The following is a 15,006-nucleotide window of genomic DNA, read 5'->3' as shown; positions in this document are numbered from 1 at the left end:
ACCCGAGAAATGTTCACCGAACTCCGAACCGCCCTGCGCCCAGCGCTGCTGCTGCTCCTGCTGTTCACGCTGCTGCTCGGCCTCGCCTATCCCTTCGCCGTCCTCGGCATCGGCCAGGCGCTGTTCCCGAAGCAGGCCAACGGCAGCCTGATCCGCGAGGGTGACCGCATCGTCGGCTCGGCGCTGATCGGGCAGGGCTTCGCCGCCCCCGGCTATTTCCACGGCCGGCCCTCGGCGGCGGGCGACGGCTATGACGCCGGCGCTTCGTCGGGATCGAACCTCGGCCCGACCGCGCAGGCGCTCGCCGATCGTATCCGCGACGACGTGGCAACGGCGCGCGCCGAAGGTGTCGCCGGCGCCGTGCCGGCCGACCGCGTCACTGCCAGCGGCTCCGGCCTCGACCCGCATATCTCGCCGGCCAACGCACGGTCGCAGGTGGCGCGCGTCGCCGCGGCTCGCGGGTTGGCGCCGGCGGAGGCGGAAGCGATGGTCGAAGCGGCCGTCGAGCAGCCGACGCTCGGCTTTCTGGGCGATCCGGTGGTCAACGTGCTGCTGCTCAATCGACAGCTCGACGCGCGCGGGGCACAATCGGCGCGGTGAACGGCCGAGCCTCCGACCCCGAACGTCCCGCCCCGGAGGCCTTCCTGCGCGCCGCCGCGCAGGAGGGCCGCGGGCGTTTGAAGGTGATCCTCGGCGCCGCACCCGGCGTCGGGAAGACCTATGAGATGCTGTCCGACGGCGCCGCGCGCCGCCGCGCCGGTATCGACGTGGTGGTCGGCATCGTCGAGACGCATGGCCGTGCCGAGACCGAGGCGCTGACGCAGGGGCTTGAGATCATTCCGCGCCGATTGGTCGACTATCAGGGCCGTACCCTCGCCGAGATGGACATCGACGCCATCCTGACGCGCCGGCCGCAACTCGTGCTCGTCGACGAGTTCGCGCATACCAACGCGCCGGGCAGCCGCCACCCGAAACGCCATCAGGATGTCGAGGAGCTGCTGGCGGCAGGCATCGACGTTTACACGACGCTCAACGTCCAGCATCTCGAAAGTCTGAACGACGTCGTCGCGTCGTTCACGCGGGTGCGGGTGCGCGAGACGGTGCCCGACGGCGTGCTCGACAACGCCGACGTCGAGCTGGTCGATATCCCGCCCGACGAGCTGATCGAGCGCCTGCGCGACGGCAAGGTCTATGTGCCCGCCGAGGCAACGCGCGCGCTCACCCACTTCTTCTCCAAGTCCAACCTGTCGGCGCTGCGCGAGCTGGCGCTGCGCCGCGCCGCGCAGGCAGTCGACGCGCAGATGCTCGACTATGTTCGCGCCCATGCGCTGGCCGGCAACTGGGCGGCGGGCGAGCGGGTGGTCGTCGCGATCTCCGAGCTGCCGGGTGCCGACGGGCTGGTCCGCGCCACCAAGCGCCTTGCCGATGCGCTGCGCGCGCCGTGGACGGCGGTGCATATCGACACGCCGCGTGCGCAGGGGTTCGGCGATGCCGAGCGGCAGCGGCTCGCCACGGTGATGCAGTTGGCGACGCAATTGGGCGCCGTCGTCGCCTCGGTGCCCGCCGCCTCGGTGATCGACGGGCTGAAGAGCTTCGTCACCGAAGCGCGCGCGACGCAGATCGTGGTCGGCAAGTCGGCGCGGTCGCGCTGGTTCGAGCTGCGCCACGGATCGGTGGTTGACCAGCTGGTGCGCGAGACACCGGGCGTCGCGGTGCACGTATTGCCGTTCGACGGCGGGCCGACGCCGCCGATATCGACGCGCCGCAACTCCGCCGAATGGGGGGCGCCGATCGGTTATGCGGTGGCGCTGGCGATGGTGGCGGCGGTGACCTTGCTCGGCAGCGGCCTCTTCGCGCTCGGCAACCTCACCAACCTCGCGCTGCTCTACCTGCTGCCGGTGATGACCGCCGCGACTCTGTATGGCCTGCGCACCGGGCTGTTCGCGGGGCTCGCCTCGTCGGCCGCCTATAATTTCTTCTTCATCCCGCCGTTCTACACCTTCACCATCCAGGACCCGTCGAATGTGGTGACGGTCCTGGTCCTGCTCGGGGTGGCGGTCGCGACCAGCCAGCTTGCCGCGCGGGTGCGAGCACAGGCGGTGCTGGCGGCGGGCAGCGCACGGATCAACGCGGCGCTCGCCGGCTTTGCACGGCAGTTGACCGGCCTTTCGAGTGAGGAGGATCTGGCGCACGTCGTCAGCGCCGAGGTGGCGCGCCTGTTCGATCTGCGCGCCCTCGTCCTTCTGCCGGAGGATGGCGAGCTGGTGCTGCGCGGCGCCTATCCGCCCGAAGACAATATGAGCGGCATCGAGATGGCCGCCGCGCTGTGGGTGATGGACCGGGGGCAGGCGGCGGGCCGTGGTTCCGAAACGCTGCCCGCTGCCGACTGGCTTTTTCATCCATTGAAAGTTGGTGAGCGCACGCTCGGCGTCCTCGGCCTCGCCCGTGAAGACGGCAAGGATCCCGTACGATCCGATCAGCTGCCGCTGCTGATGAGCCTGCTCGACCAATCGGCGCTGGCGCTGGAACGCATCCGCCTCGGCGATGAAATGCGGGACGTGGCGCAACTGCGCGAGCGCGACCGGCTGCGCGCGGCGCTGCTGTCGTCCGTCGGCCACGATCTTCGCACACCGCTTACCGCCATCCTCGGCTCTGTCGCCGAACTGCGAAGCGAGCTGGGACGCGACAGCGCGACGATCGATGCGCTGGAAGCCGAGGCGCGACGGCTCAACCGCTTCATCGCCAATCTGCTCGACATGGCGCGCGTCGAGGCCGGTGCGCTGCGCCTCAATCTGGAGGCCACCGACCTGACCGATGCGGTGGGCAGCGCGGTGCACGAGGTGCGGCGCTCGCTCACCGGCCACCCGATCAATCTCGACGTCGCGCCCAATCTGCCGCTGGTGCGGGTCGACGCGCAGCTCTTCCATCACTGCCTGATCAACCTGCTCGACAACGCCGGCAAATATGCCGATCCGGGGACGGTGATCACCATCGCCGCCGCGCGACTGCGCGATGAGCTGACCTTGTCGGTGATCGACCAGGGGCCGGGACTGCCGCCGGGGCGCGAGGCGGACGTGTTCGAGACCTTCGCGCGCATCGAAGGCTCCGATCGCTCGAAAGGCGGCACCGGCCTTGGCCTCGCGATCGTCAAGGGCTTCGCCGAGGCGATGGGGCTGACCATCGAGGCGCGCAACCGCATCGAGCCGCCTGGCGCGATTTTCACCCTTCACGTACCGGCAGCGCTTCTGGTCTCGGTTCGCGATGAGGACGCATGAGCAACACGACGGCAACCGTCCTGATCGTCGATGACGAAGCCGGCATCCGCCGCCTGCTCCGCGGTGCGCTGGAACGCGGCGGCTATGCGGTGATCGAAGCCGAGAACGCCCGGATGGCCCTGAACGTCGCCGAGGCACGCCATCCCGAGGTGATCCTGCTCGACCTCGGCCTTCCCGATCGCGACGGCCTGGAGTTGCTGCCGTCGCTGCGCGCGCGCTCCGACGCCGCGATCCTGATCGTCTCGGCGCGCGAGGCGACCGACGAAAAGGTGGCCGCCCTCGATCTCGGCGCCGACGACTATGTCACCAAGCCGTTTGACAGCGAGGAGCTGCTGGCGCGGGTGCGGGCGACCCTGCGGCAGCGATCCCGCTATCGCGTGGATGCCAGCGTGGTGAGGGCGGGCGAGGTCGAGATCGATCTCGTCAATCGGCGGGTCGCGGCGGCCGGCGCGGCGGTGCACCTGAAGCCGAAGGAATATAGCGTGCTCGCCGAACTGGCGAAGCACCCGGGGCGCGTGATGACCCACGCGCAATTGCTGCGCGCCATCTGGGGCCCGGCGCACGAGCGCGATGTCGAATACCTGCGCGTCGCGGTGCGCGGCATCCGCCAGAAGCTCCGCGAGCGGCCGGGAGAACCCGGCATCATCAGCAATGAGCCGGGCGTCGGTTACCGGCTGAACGGGGCAGCGTCGGAAGGATAGCGCCGCTAAGGAAAAGGCCCCGCATCGCTGCCACGCCCTTGGGAACATGGTGGATGCCAGTGGCTAACCCCGGCGGTGGCGTGAAAGCCGCTCAGCAGGCTGGCTGCCCCCGGGACGTTCGTCATTCCCCAAAATGGGTATGACGAGCGAGTGTAGCTTGTCGAATTGAGTTTGACGCTGGTCGGTTCGTTGATGAAGATCGCTTGACTGGCCCTTGGGGGGCTCCGCCATACAAATTGTAACGCTTCGGGCCTGTCGGCGGACGGGACGCATCGGTGGAGGAACGCTTGCACAGACGTGATTTCATAACCCTGATGGGTCTCGGCATCGGCGGCGCGGCGCTGCCGTCCGTGTTCGGCAAGGCGATCGCGGCAGAGCAACTGCTCGGCACGCTCGACATCGCCTTCAAGAAGCGGCTTGCGGACGCCGCTCTCAACACGGCGAAGACCGCGGGTTGCAGCTATTGCGACGTTCGCGTCGGCCGCTATCTGCGCCAGTTCGTCATCACCCGCGACGCGCATATCGAAAACGTCGTCAACACCGAGTCGACCGGGGTCGGCATCCGCGTTCTTGCCGATGGGGCGTGGGGCTTCGCTGCGACCAACGAGCTCACGCCTGAGGGTGTGGCAACCGCGGCGCGGCAGGCGGCGGCGATCGCCAAGGCCAACGCGAAGAGCCAGACCTCGCCGGTGCAGCTCGCGCCGACGCCGGGGCTTGGCGAGGTGTCGTGGAAGACGCCGATCAAGAAGAACGCGATGGAGGTGCCGCTGAAGGAAAAGGCGGACCTGCTGCTCGACGTCAACGCCGCGACGCTCGCCGCCGGCGCCAATTTTATCAACTCGCTGCTCTTCCTCGTGAACGAACAGAAGTATTTCGCCAGCACCGACGGCTCGTATATCGACCAGGACGTGCACCGCATCTGGGCGCCGCTGACGGTGACCGCGGTCGACAAGACGACCGGCAAGTTCCGCACCCGCGACGGCCTGTCGGCACCGATGGGCCTCGGCTTCGAATATCTCGACGGCGACAAGTCGCAGAAGTTCATCTCGCCGAACGGCGTGGTGAACTACGGCATGTCCTACGATATGAAGGAGGACGCCGTCGCCGCCGCCCGTCAGGCGCGCGAGAAGCTCAGCGCGCCTTCGGTGAAGCCGGGCAAGTATGACCTGGTCCTCGACCCCTCGCACACCTGGCTGACGATCCACGAGTCCGTGGGTCACCCGCTCGAGCTCGACCGCGTGCTCGGCTATGAGGCGAACTACGCCGGCACCAGCTTTGCCACGATGGACAAGCGCGATGCGCGCTTCCAGTACGGCAGCCCGATCGTCAACCTCACCGCCGACAAGACCGCGCCGGGCAGCCTCGGCGGCGTTGGCTACGACGATGAGGGCGTGAAGACCAAGAAGTGGGACCTGATCCGCGACGGCAAGCTCGTCGACTATCAGACCATTCGCGACCAGGCGCACATCGTCGGCAAGAAGGAGTCGGACGGCTGCTGCTACGCCGACAGCTGGTCGAGCGTGCAGTTCCAGCGCATGGCCAATGTCTCGCTCGAGGCCGGCAAGACCAAGCTGTCGGTCGCGGACATGATCAAGAATGTCGAGAACGGCATCTACATCGTCGGCGACGGGTCGTTCTCGATCGACCAGCAGCGCTACAACGCCCAGTTCGGCGGCCAGCTCTTCTACGAGATCAAGCAGGGCAAGATCACCCGGATGATCGAGGACGTGGCCTACCAGATCCGCACCCCGGAATTCTGGAATGCCTGCGCGGCGGTGTGCGACGAGAGCGATTATCGTCTTGGCGGCTCCTTCTTCGACGGCAAGGGTCAGCCCAGTCAGTCGTCGGCGGTGTCGCACGGGTCTTCGACCGCGCGCTTCAACGGCATCAACGTCATCAACACCGCCCGCTCGCTCGGCTGATCCGGAGACCTGAACATGAGCATCCTCACCGAAGAGCAGGCGCGCGCGATCCTCACCAAGGTCGTGGCGCTGTCCAAGGCCGACGAGTGCACCGCGCAGCTCACCGGCTCGACCAACGGCAACATCCGCTTCGCGCTCAACAACGTGTCGACCAGCGGCATCGTCAACGACAGCGAACTGGGCGTCCAGGTCGCGTTCGGCAAGCGCGTCGGCATCGCGACGATCAACCAGTTCGACGATGCCGCGCTCGAACGCGTGGTGCGTCGGGCCGAGGATCTCGCGCGCCTCGCGCCCGAGAATCCCGAGTTCGTACCGGCGGTCGCCAAGCAGACCTACAAGCCGAGCGACACGTTCAGCGCGTCGACCGCGGCGATCACGCCCGAATATCGCGCCAAGGTGGCGGCGGATTCGATCACGCCCTGCCGCAATGAAAAGCTGATCGCCGCGGGTTTCCTGCTCGACGGCCAGAGCTTCGTCGCTTTCGCCAACTCGAACGGCAACTTCGGCTATCAGCGCGCCACCAGCCTCAACTACACCTGCACCGTCCGAACCGAGGATGGCCGCGGGTCGGGCTGGGTCGGCCGGGGCCTGCAGGATTCGGCGGCGTTCAACGCCGGCAGCGACGTGCAGACTGCGATGCGGAAGGCAGCGGCTTCGGCCGATGCCAAGGCGCTGGAGCCGGGCAAATACACCGTGATCCTCGAGCCGGCGGCGGTCGCCGGCCTCGTTTCGTTCATGATGCGCTTCTTCGATGCGCGTCAGGCGGATGAGGGGCGCAGCTTCCTGTCGAAGAAGGGCGGCGGCAACAAGATCGGCGAGCAGGTCTACGACCCGCGCGTCAACATCTACGCCGACCCCTGGGCGCCGGGCGCCGCGGTGATGCCGTGGGACCAGAACGGCCTGCCGCGCGAGCGCACGGCGATCGTCGAGAAGGGCAAGGTGATGAACCTCGACTACTCGCGCTACTGGGCTCAGAAGCAGGGCAAGCGCGCAGTCGGGCAACCGGGCAATCTGCTGATGTCGGGCGGCACCAAGTCGACCGCCGAACTGATCGCCGGCACGCAGCGCGGCATCCTCGTCACCCGCACCTGGTACATCCGCATGGTCGATCCGCAGACCGTGCTGCTGACCGGCCTGACGCGCGACGGGACATTCTACATCGAGAACGGACAGATCAAGCACCCGGTGAAGAACTTCCGCTTCAATGAATCGCCGGTGATCATGCTCAACAACATCAACGAACTCGGAAAGCCGGTGCGCGTCGCCGGTGACGAGTCCGACTTCGTGATGATGTTGCCGCCGATGCGCCTGCGCGACTTCACCTTCACCTCGCTGTCGGACGCGGTCTGATATGGTGAGCCCCTCTCCCTGGAGGGGAGAGGGGTTGGGGAGAGGGTGGTCCGAGGGCGGCGCAAGCTGCCGAACCGCCCTCTCCCTCCCGGCTGCGCCGGGCCCCTCCCTCTCCCCTTCAGGGAGAGGGGTTCATCGAACAATCTGATGCCGAACCAGAACCATCTTTCCCGTGCGCAATTCCTGCGCTGGATCGCCGGAGGCCTAGCCGCAGCCGCGCTTTCCGGCCGGCTGAATGCCGCGCCGGCCTACGACTTCTGGTTCACCCGGCTGAAGTATGACTCGGGCGATTGGGACGTCGACCAGCGCATGCCGTCGAACCTCATCACCTCGCTGATTGACTATACGACGTTGAGGGTCGACCCGAAGGAGCATGTGGTCGAACTGGCCGACCCGAAGATGCTCACCGCGCCCTTCTGCTATCTGGCGGGCCACAAGCTGGTCGAGTTCAACCCGGCGGAACGGCGCAACTTCGAACGCTATGTGCGGAACGGCGGCTTCGTGTTCGTCGACGACTGCAACCACGACATCGACGGTCTGTTCGCGAAGTCGTTCGAGCGGGAGATGGCGTCGATCTTCGGGGCCGCGGCGATGAAGAAGCTGCCGGCGGCGCATCCGATCTACCGCAGCTTCTTCAAGTTCGACGGCCCGCCCGCCACCTCGTTCGAGCTGAACGGGTGGGGCGACGATCTTGTCCACGATTATATCAAGGGCATCGAGATCGGCGGCCGGCTCGGCCTGCTCTACAGCAACAAGGATTACGGCTGCGAGTGGGACTATGACTGGCGCAACAAGCGCTTCCTTGCCGAAGACAACACCAAGTTCGGGGTCAACATCGTGATGTACGCGCTAACCGCATGAGCCAGCCTGTCACCGAAGCGCAGATCGCCGAGCGGCTGTCGCGCCTGGGCGCGCTACGCGCCGCCATCGCCCAGGCCGTGGTCGGCCAGGAAGAGGTCGTCGAGCAATTGCTCACCGGGCTGTTCGCCGGCGGGCACTGTCTGCTGGAAGGCGTGCCCGGCCTCGGCAAGACCCTGCTGGTCCGCTCGCTCGGCCAGGCGCTGGAGCTCGACTTCCGCCGGGTGCAGTTCACCCCCGACCTCATGCCGAGCGACATCCTCGGCACCGAGCTGCTGGAGGAGGATCACGGCACCGGCTACCGTCACTTCCGCTTCCAGAAGGGGCCGGTGTTCACCAACCTGCTGCTCGCCGACGAATTGAACCGCACGCCGCCGAAGACGCAAGCGGCGCTGCTGGAGGCGATGCAAGAACGCACCGTCAGCTACGCCGGCCAGACGCACGAACTGCCGCGGCCGTTCTTCGTGCTGGCGACGCAGAACCCGCTCGAACAGGCCGGCACCTTCCCGCTTCCGGAAGCGCAGCTCGACCGTTTCCTCCTCCACATCCGCGTCGACTATCCGACCGAGGCGGAGGAGATCGCGATCATCGCGCAGACCACCGGCAACAAGCCGGCGGACGTGCCGCAGGTGATGCAGGCGGCCGACATTCTGGCGCTGCAGGGGTGGGTGCGTGACGTGCATGTCGGCGACGATGTGCTGCGCTGGGTCGCGCGGCTGGTGCGCGCCAGCCGGCCGGGCGCTGACTCGCCGGCGGAAGTGCGCAGCTATGTGCGCTGGGGCGCGGGGCCGCGCGCCGGCCAGTCGCTGATCCTCGCCGCCAAGGCCCGCGCGCTGCTGCAGGGCCGGCTGGCGGCGACACGCGACGACGTGATCGCGCTTGCCGCGCCGGTGATGCGCCACCGCTTCCTGCTGTCCTTCGCCGCCGAGGCCGAAGGGCGCACGGCGGACGACGTCATCGCGGCGCTGCTGCGCGGCGTTCCCTTCCCCGCCTGAGGGCGGGCGGAGCGCATCGATGAGCGACGACCTGATCCCTCCGGGCGTGCGCAGCCGGCTGAAACGGCTGCGCCTGGCCGCGCGCCGCGCCGTCGGCGTGCAGGGGATCGGCGCACATCGGAGCCGCAGCCGGGGCAGCGGCCTCGAGTTCGCGCAATATCGCGCCTACGAACAGGGCGACGAACCGCGCCAGATCGACTGGAAGCTCTATGCCCGGTCGGACAAATTTTTCGTGCGCGAAGCGGAGCGCGAAAGCCCGCTGACCTTGTGGGTCCTCATCGATCTCAGCGCCTCGATGGGGCAGGGCGATGCGGCCCGGCCCGGTTATGCGCGGCTCGATGCGGCGCGAACGCTCGCCGCCTGCCTCGCGGAGCTGGCGATCGCCGAGGGTGACCGCTTCGGCCTTATCGCGCTGCATGAAGACGGCCTGCGCATGGTGCCGCCCGGCAGCGGGCCGCGCCATCGCGACCGGCTGCTGATCGAGCTTCACCGGCTGGCGGCCGGCGGCGGTTTCCCGGCGCCCGATCGCCTCGCGGCGCTGTGGGAGCGGGTGGCGGCGCGGGACCTCGTCGTCCTGCTCAGCGACTGTTTCGACGACGGTGCGGTGGCGCTGGTCGAGCGGCTGGCGGCGGCGGGGCGCGAGACGCTAGCGATCCAGCTGCTGACCGCCGAGGAACGCGACTTCCCGTTCAGCGACGGCCGCAAGTTCCGCGATCCCGAGACTGGCGATGAGCTGATCGGTGACGGCCGCGCGATGCGCGACGACTTCATCGCGCGCTTCGCCGCTGCGCGCGCCGCGCTCGACGCGCGCTTCGATGCGGCGGGCATCCGCCATGCGGCGCACATCCTCGATGAGGCGCCCGACCTGCCGTTGCAGCGGTTGTTCGGCGGGCGCGGCTGATGCTGGCCTTCCTGTTGCCCGCAGCCCTGTTCGCGTTGGCGGCGCTGGCGTTGCCGGCGCTGGTCCATCTTGCACGGCGCAGCGAAGCGACCCTGACCGAGTTCGCGGCGCTACGCTGGCTCGACCGCCGGCCGAAGCCGCGCCAGCGGCTGCGTTTCGACGAATGGCCGCTGCTGCTGGTCCGCCTGCTGCTCATCGCGCTTGCGGCGCTGTGGCTCGCGCGGCCGGTGCTGCGCGATACGGCCGATGCGACGCCGTGGGTGGCGGTCGTGCCGGGCGTCGATGTAAGCGGCCTGACCCTCGCCGACGACGCCGAGCGGCGCTGGCTGGCGCCGGGCTTCCCGCCGCTGACCGCGACGCCGCCGCCCGCCGGATCGGTCGCGAGCCTGGTCCGTCAGCTCGATGCCGAGCTGCCGGCTGGTGCACCATTGACAGTGGTGGTGCCGGAGCGATTGGCGGGGCTCGACAGCGAACGGTTGCGGCTGACGCGCGAGGTTGAGTGGGTGGTGCGCGCCGGTACGATGCAGGCCGCCACCGTCGCGGCGGCACCGCCCCCGTCGCTGGCCGTTCGCTATGCCGCCGGCGAGGCGAACACCCTGCGCTATCTGCGAGCGGCGGCGGTCGCTTGGCAGGCGCCGGACCAGCCGCTTCGCTATGCGGCGGCGTCGGCGGATGCGCCGCTGCCGGCGCGCTCCGAGGTGCTGGTATGGCTGGTGCCGGGCGACCTTCCGGCCGCAGTCCATAGCTGGGTCAAGGCGGGCGGCACCGCGCTGATCGGTATGTCGACCAATGTCGATATGGCGGGCGGCACACGCGGCGACATCGCCACCGAAGTTTCGCGCGGGCGCGGGCGCCTGTTGCAGCTCACGCAACCGCTCGCCCCGGCGGCGATGCCGGCGCTTCTCGAACCTGATTTCCCGCAGCGCCTGCGCGCGCTGCTCGCCGACGCGCCGCCGCCACCGACGCAGGCGTTCGCCGCCGATGTCGCGCCGCTGCGCGGGGCCAGCGGCTATGTGCCACCGGCGCGCGAGGTACAGCCGTGGCTGGCGCTGCTTATCGCCGCGCTGCTGATCGTCGAACGCTGGATGGCGACGCGGCGCACACGGAGGGTGGCACCATGAGTTCGGCGTTGCCGATCTGGCTGCGCCCGTCACGGGTGCGCAGCGTCACGCGCGATGCGCTGCTCGGCATACCGTTGGTGCTGGCCGCCGCCGCGCTGGCGTGGCGCTTGAGCGGCTCGACCGTCGCGATGGTGGTTGCAGCGATCGGCATCGTCGCGCTGGCCCTCGCCGCCTTGTTGCGCGCGCAGCGCTACGACGATCAATGGCTCGTCCGGCGGCTCGATACGCTGCGGCCCGACGCTGAAGACAGCGCCGGCCTGCTGCTCGCCGATCCCGCTACACTCGGCCCCTTGCAACGGCTTCAGCGGGAGCGGCTGGAGCAGCGGCTCTCCGGCGAGGATGGCGCTGCGCTGCGTCCGGCATGGCGCGGCCGGGTGCTGGCAGCGGCGTGGGCCGGCGGTGTCGCTGTTGTCTTGCTGGCGCTGCTGCTGCCGTCGATGGCGACGCCTCCCGAACTTGCCCCGGCGCGTGAGGGGATTGCGCCGCCGCCGGGGGTGCCGAGGCTGGTCGCGCAACGGCTGTCGCTGGACCCGCCCGCCTACACCGGCCTCCCCGCCCGCTCGGAAACGCGGCTCGATGCGCGGGCGCCGCAGGGGTCGCAGGTTGGCTGGCGCCTGCGCTTCGATCCGCAGCCTGCCACCGCCGCGATCCTGTTTCATGACGGGCGCCGGCTCGCGCTCCGGCGCAACGGTGACGAATGGACGGCGAGCCATCGCCTCGACCGCTCGGCGCTCTATCGGGTGGTGCCGACCGGCGGCGAGGGGCCGCCGCTGCCGCCGCTCCACCGGCTCGACGCCACGCCCGACGCGCCGCCGCGGCTGCGCGTCATCGCGCCGGAGCGCAGTGTGACTTTGCTCGCCGATCAGGCCGACTGGCCGCTGCTGTTCGAGGCGACCGACGACTATGCCGTCGCGCCGACCGCTTCGCTGCGCGTCACCGTGACCGAAGGCGAGGGGGAGAATATCAGCTTCAAGGAGCGCTTGCTGACACTGTCCGGCAGCGGCGAGGCCAAGCGCCGCCGCTTTGCGATCCGCCTCGACCCCCGGCAGCTCGCCCTGGCGCGCGGCAACGACATCGTCGCGCAACTCACGATCCGCGACCTGCGCCGCCCGGCGTCGCATGTGGTGCGCGGGCCGAGCGTCATCCTGCGCTGGCCGAAAGAGATGGAGATGGCCGGCGACGGCATCGAAGGGATGATGCGCAAGACGCTGCCCGCCTATTTCCGCAGCCAGCGCCAGATCATCATCGATGCGGAGAAACTGCTCCGCGAACGGCGACAGCTCAGCGCCGACACCTTCCTCGAACGCTCGGACAAGCTGGGCGTCGACCAGCGGCTGCTGCGCCTGCGCTACGGCCAGTTTCTCGGCGAGGTCTCCGAAGGCGAGCCGGAACCGCCGCCGACCAACGATGCGCCCGCGACTGGCGAAGAGGCCAAAGAAGGCCACAGCGCCGACGACGGGCATGACCATGGCGGTTCGGCGTCGTCGGCAACAGGCGGAACGCAAGCGTTCGGAAATGCCGGCGACGTGATGGGCGCCTATGGCCACACGCATGACGAGTCCGAGGCGGCGACGCTGATCGATCCGGAAACCCGCGCCATCCTCAAAAAGGCGCTCGACGAGATGTGGCAGTCGGAGCTGCACCTCCGCCAGGGTGACCCGAAGCAGGCGCTGCCCTTCGCCTACAAGGCGCTCGCCTTCATCAAGCAAGTGCAGCAGTCGCAGCGCATCTACCTCGCGCGCGTCGGCCCCGAGCTGCCGCCGATCGACGAGACGCGGCGGATGACCGGCAAGCGCGAGGGCATCGAGCGCCGGCCGCTGCCGCCGCTGCCGCCGGCGCAGGTCGATGCCGCGCCGGCCCGCGCCTGGGCGGCGCTCGCCGGACTGCCGGGGCGGGAGGCCCCGCCGCTCGATGCGCTCGAACTGTGGCTGCGTGCTAATGAGGCGAAGCTGGCCGACCCGCTGGCGCTGGTCGCCGCGATCGACGCGGTGCGGCAGGAGCCCAACTGCACGTCGTGCCGGGCGCGGTTGCGCGGCCTGTTGTGGACGGCGATGCCGCGGCCGACCGCGCAGGTGCCGCGCCGCGATGCCGGCGATGCCGCCGGCCGCCGCTATCTCGATGCGCTGCGGGGCGGCGAATGAGCGCCGCGCAGCTCCTCGCGCTGCTGCTCGGGCTGGCCGTGCTGGTCGCGGCGGTGCGGTTGCTGCGCTGGCAGGCGCGGGCGCCGGCGGAAGAGCGCGCGCCGACCTGGCGGCTGGCCGTGCTGCTCGCCGCGCAGCCGCTGTGCGCGTTGCTCCTCTATCTGACGCTGATGCCGCCGGCGGTGGTCACGCCGGCCGGAACGCTGGTGGTCGCGACGCGAAACGCCGAGCGACTGCCGGCGGGAACGCATGTCGTGGCGTTGCCCGAAGCCGATGTCGGCGCCGCGGTCGAACGGGTTCCCGACCTCGCGACGGCGCTGCGCCGCTATCCCGATGTCGATCATGTCCGCGTCGTCGGTGAGGGCTTGCCGCCGCGCGACGGGCAAGCGGCGCGTGGGCTCCGCCTGAGCTTCGACCCGGCACCGCTGACGCGCGGTATCGTTCGTCTCGATCCTCCGTCGTCCGCGGCGCCGGGCGCGGCGTTCGCGGTAACGGGCCGCGTCGCTGGCCTGACCGGCACGGTCGAACTGCTCGATCCCGCCGGCCGCCTCGCCGACAGCGCACCGGTGGCGGAGGCGGGCGATTTCACCGTGCGCGGAACGGCGCGGGGGGCAGGCGTGGCGCTGTTCAAGCTCCGCCTGCGCGACGCGAGCCGGCGACCGATCGAAGAAGCGAACGTTCCGCTGGTCGTCGTGGAAGCGGCGCAGCCCCGCCTGCTGCTGATCGCGGGCGCACCGGGGCCCGAACCGAAGTTCCTGCGCCGCTGGGCGGCCGATGCGGGCCTGCCGATCCACGCCCATTATCCAACCGGCGGCGGCATCGCGATCGGCGACGGGCCGGTGGCGCTGACGGCATCGAGCCTCGCGCGTTTCGATGTCGCGATCCTCGACGAGCGCAGCTGGGCGGCGCTCGGCGCCGGCGAGCGAACGGCGCTGGTCGGCGCGGTGCGCGGCGGCCTCGGGTTGCTGCTGCGCGTCACCGGGCCGCTCCCCGACGCGACGCGTCGCCAATGGGCCGCACTCGGCTTCACTGTCACGGGTGGCGGGGACGCGGCGGAGACGAAACTGCGGGCAGGCGATGGTGTCCTGTCGCGCCGGTCGATCCGCAGCACCGGCCGCGATCTTGTGCCCTTGCTGCGCGACGCGACGAATATGGCGGTCGCGTCGTGGCGGCAGGAAGGGCGCGGACGGGTCGCGGTTTGGCCGATCACCGACAGCTACGCGCTGGCGCTCGCCGGCGGTACCGGCCGCTACGCCGAACTGTGGAGCGGTGCGCTTACCGTCCTGTCCCGCCCGCGGTCGGCCGCCGGTCTTCGCCTCGACGGCGTCGCCCGCGCGGGACAGCGGATGGGCCTGTGCGGCGTGTCGCGCGCCGCGACGGTGACGCCGCCATCTGCCACGCCAGCCCGGCTCATCGCCAACGCGTCGGGCTGCGCAGCCTACTGGCCGGCCGAAGGCGGCTGGCACCTGCTGCGCGATGGCGCCGCCGGCCTGCCGTTCCATGTCGAAGCAAGCGATGCCTTGCCCGCGATGCGTGCTGGCGAGGCCCGCGGCGGCACGCAGCGAATTGCGGTGGCTCATAACCCGCCAGCCGCCGGCGCGATGACCGCCACGCGGCGCGGCGCGTCATGGCCATGGTTTCTGAGTTGGGTGGCGGTCAGCGCCATGCTCTGGCGGTTCGAGCGACGCGGTGCCAAGACAGGACACCGTCCGACTGGGCCGAGCCAAAGCTGATTCATGTAA

Annotated in this window: 11 protein-coding genes; all 11 read left to right on the top strand. The window is 69.7% G+C overall.

The window, feature by feature from the left end:
• Positions 1-9: 9 nt before the first annotated feature.
• The 11 genes from kdpC to ACFOMD_RS15940 all read left to right on the top strand — a co-directional run bounded on the left by kdpC (position 10) and on the right by ACFOMD_RS15940 (position 14,997).
• The gene (gene kdpC / locus ACFOMD_RS15990) at positions 10-600 is read left to right on the top strand and encodes a potassium-transporting ATPase subunit KdpC (protein ID WP_380863167.1); all 591 of its coding nucleotides are present in this window, start codon (positions 10-12) and stop codon (positions 598-600) included.
• Positions 597-3,275 carry a DUF4118 domain-containing protein gene (locus ACFOMD_RS15985; protein WP_380863165.1) on the top strand — a complete coding sequence of 893 codons (2,679 nt, stop codon included), beginning with the start codon at positions 597-599 and terminating at the stop codon, positions 3,273-3,275. Before kdpC ends, ACFOMD_RS15985 begins: the two co-directional genes overlap by 4 nt.
• Positions 3,272-3,976 (top strand): response regulator, encoded by a 705-nt coding sequence (locus ACFOMD_RS15980; RefSeq protein WP_380863163.1) that lies wholly within the window; start codon positions 3,272-3,274, stop codon positions 3,974-3,976. Before ACFOMD_RS15985 ends, ACFOMD_RS15980 begins: the two co-directional genes overlap by 4 nt.
• Before the next feature lie 314 nt (positions 3,977-4,290).
• Entirely contained in the window at positions 4,291-5,898 is a 1,608-nt protein-coding gene (locus tag ACFOMD_RS15975) for a TldD/PmbA family protein (RefSeq protein WP_380863161.1), read from the top strand.
• A gap of 15 nt (positions 5,899-5,913) precedes the next feature.
• Complete coding sequence (locus ACFOMD_RS15970; protein ID WP_380863159.1) at positions 5,914-7,248, top strand: TldD/PmbA family protein; 1,335 nt, start codon at positions 5,914-5,916, stop codon at positions 7,246-7,248.
• Positions 7,249-7,395: 147 nt separating this feature from the next.
• A complete protein-coding gene (locus ACFOMD_RS15965; protein WP_380863157.1) occupies positions 7,396-8,109 on the top strand; it encodes a DUF4159 domain-containing protein in 714 nt (237 codons plus the stop codon).
• Positions 8,106-9,101, top strand: a complete 996-nt coding sequence (locus tag ACFOMD_RS15960) for an AAA family ATPase (protein WP_380863155.1) — start codon at positions 8,106-8,108, stop codon at positions 9,099-9,101. The genes ACFOMD_RS15965 and ACFOMD_RS15960 overlap by 4 nt, the downstream gene beginning before the upstream one ends.
• Positions 9,102-9,120: 19 nt before the next feature.
• Positions 9,121-10,002: a DUF58 domain-containing protein gene (locus tag ACFOMD_RS15955; RefSeq protein ID WP_380863153.1), complete on the top strand. Its 882-nt coding sequence runs from the start codon at positions 9,121-9,123 to the stop codon at positions 10,000-10,002.
• Positions 10,002-11,123, top strand: coding sequence for a BatA domain-containing protein (locus ACFOMD_RS15950; RefSeq protein ID WP_380863151.1), 1,122 nt, complete (start codon positions 10,002-10,004; stop codon positions 11,121-11,123). The genes ACFOMD_RS15955 and ACFOMD_RS15950 overlap by 1 nt, the downstream gene beginning before the upstream one ends.
• The gene (locus ACFOMD_RS15945) at positions 11,120-13,264 is read left to right on the top strand and encodes a DUF4175 domain-containing protein (RefSeq protein ID WP_380863149.1); all 2,145 of its coding nucleotides are present in this window, start codon (positions 11,120-11,122) and stop codon (positions 13,262-13,264) included. The genes ACFOMD_RS15950 and ACFOMD_RS15945 overlap by 4 nt, the downstream gene beginning before the upstream one ends.
• Positions 13,261-14,997, top strand: coding sequence for a carboxypeptidase regulatory-like domain-containing protein (locus ACFOMD_RS15940; protein WP_380863147.1), 1,737 nt, complete (start codon positions 13,261-13,263; stop codon positions 14,995-14,997). Before ACFOMD_RS15945 ends, ACFOMD_RS15940 begins: the two co-directional genes overlap by 4 nt.
• The last annotated feature ends 9 nt before the right edge of the window (positions 14,998-15,006 follow it).

The organism is Sphingoaurantiacus capsulatus, from assembly GCF_042648405.1.
In the GTDB taxonomy this organism is placed as follows: domain Bacteria; phylum Pseudomonadota; class Alphaproteobacteria; order Sphingomonadales; family Sphingomonadaceae; genus Sphingoaurantiacus; species Sphingoaurantiacus capsulatus.
Note: the sequence above shows the minus strand (reverse complement) of the source record. Positions and strands in the feature narration are given on the sequence as shown.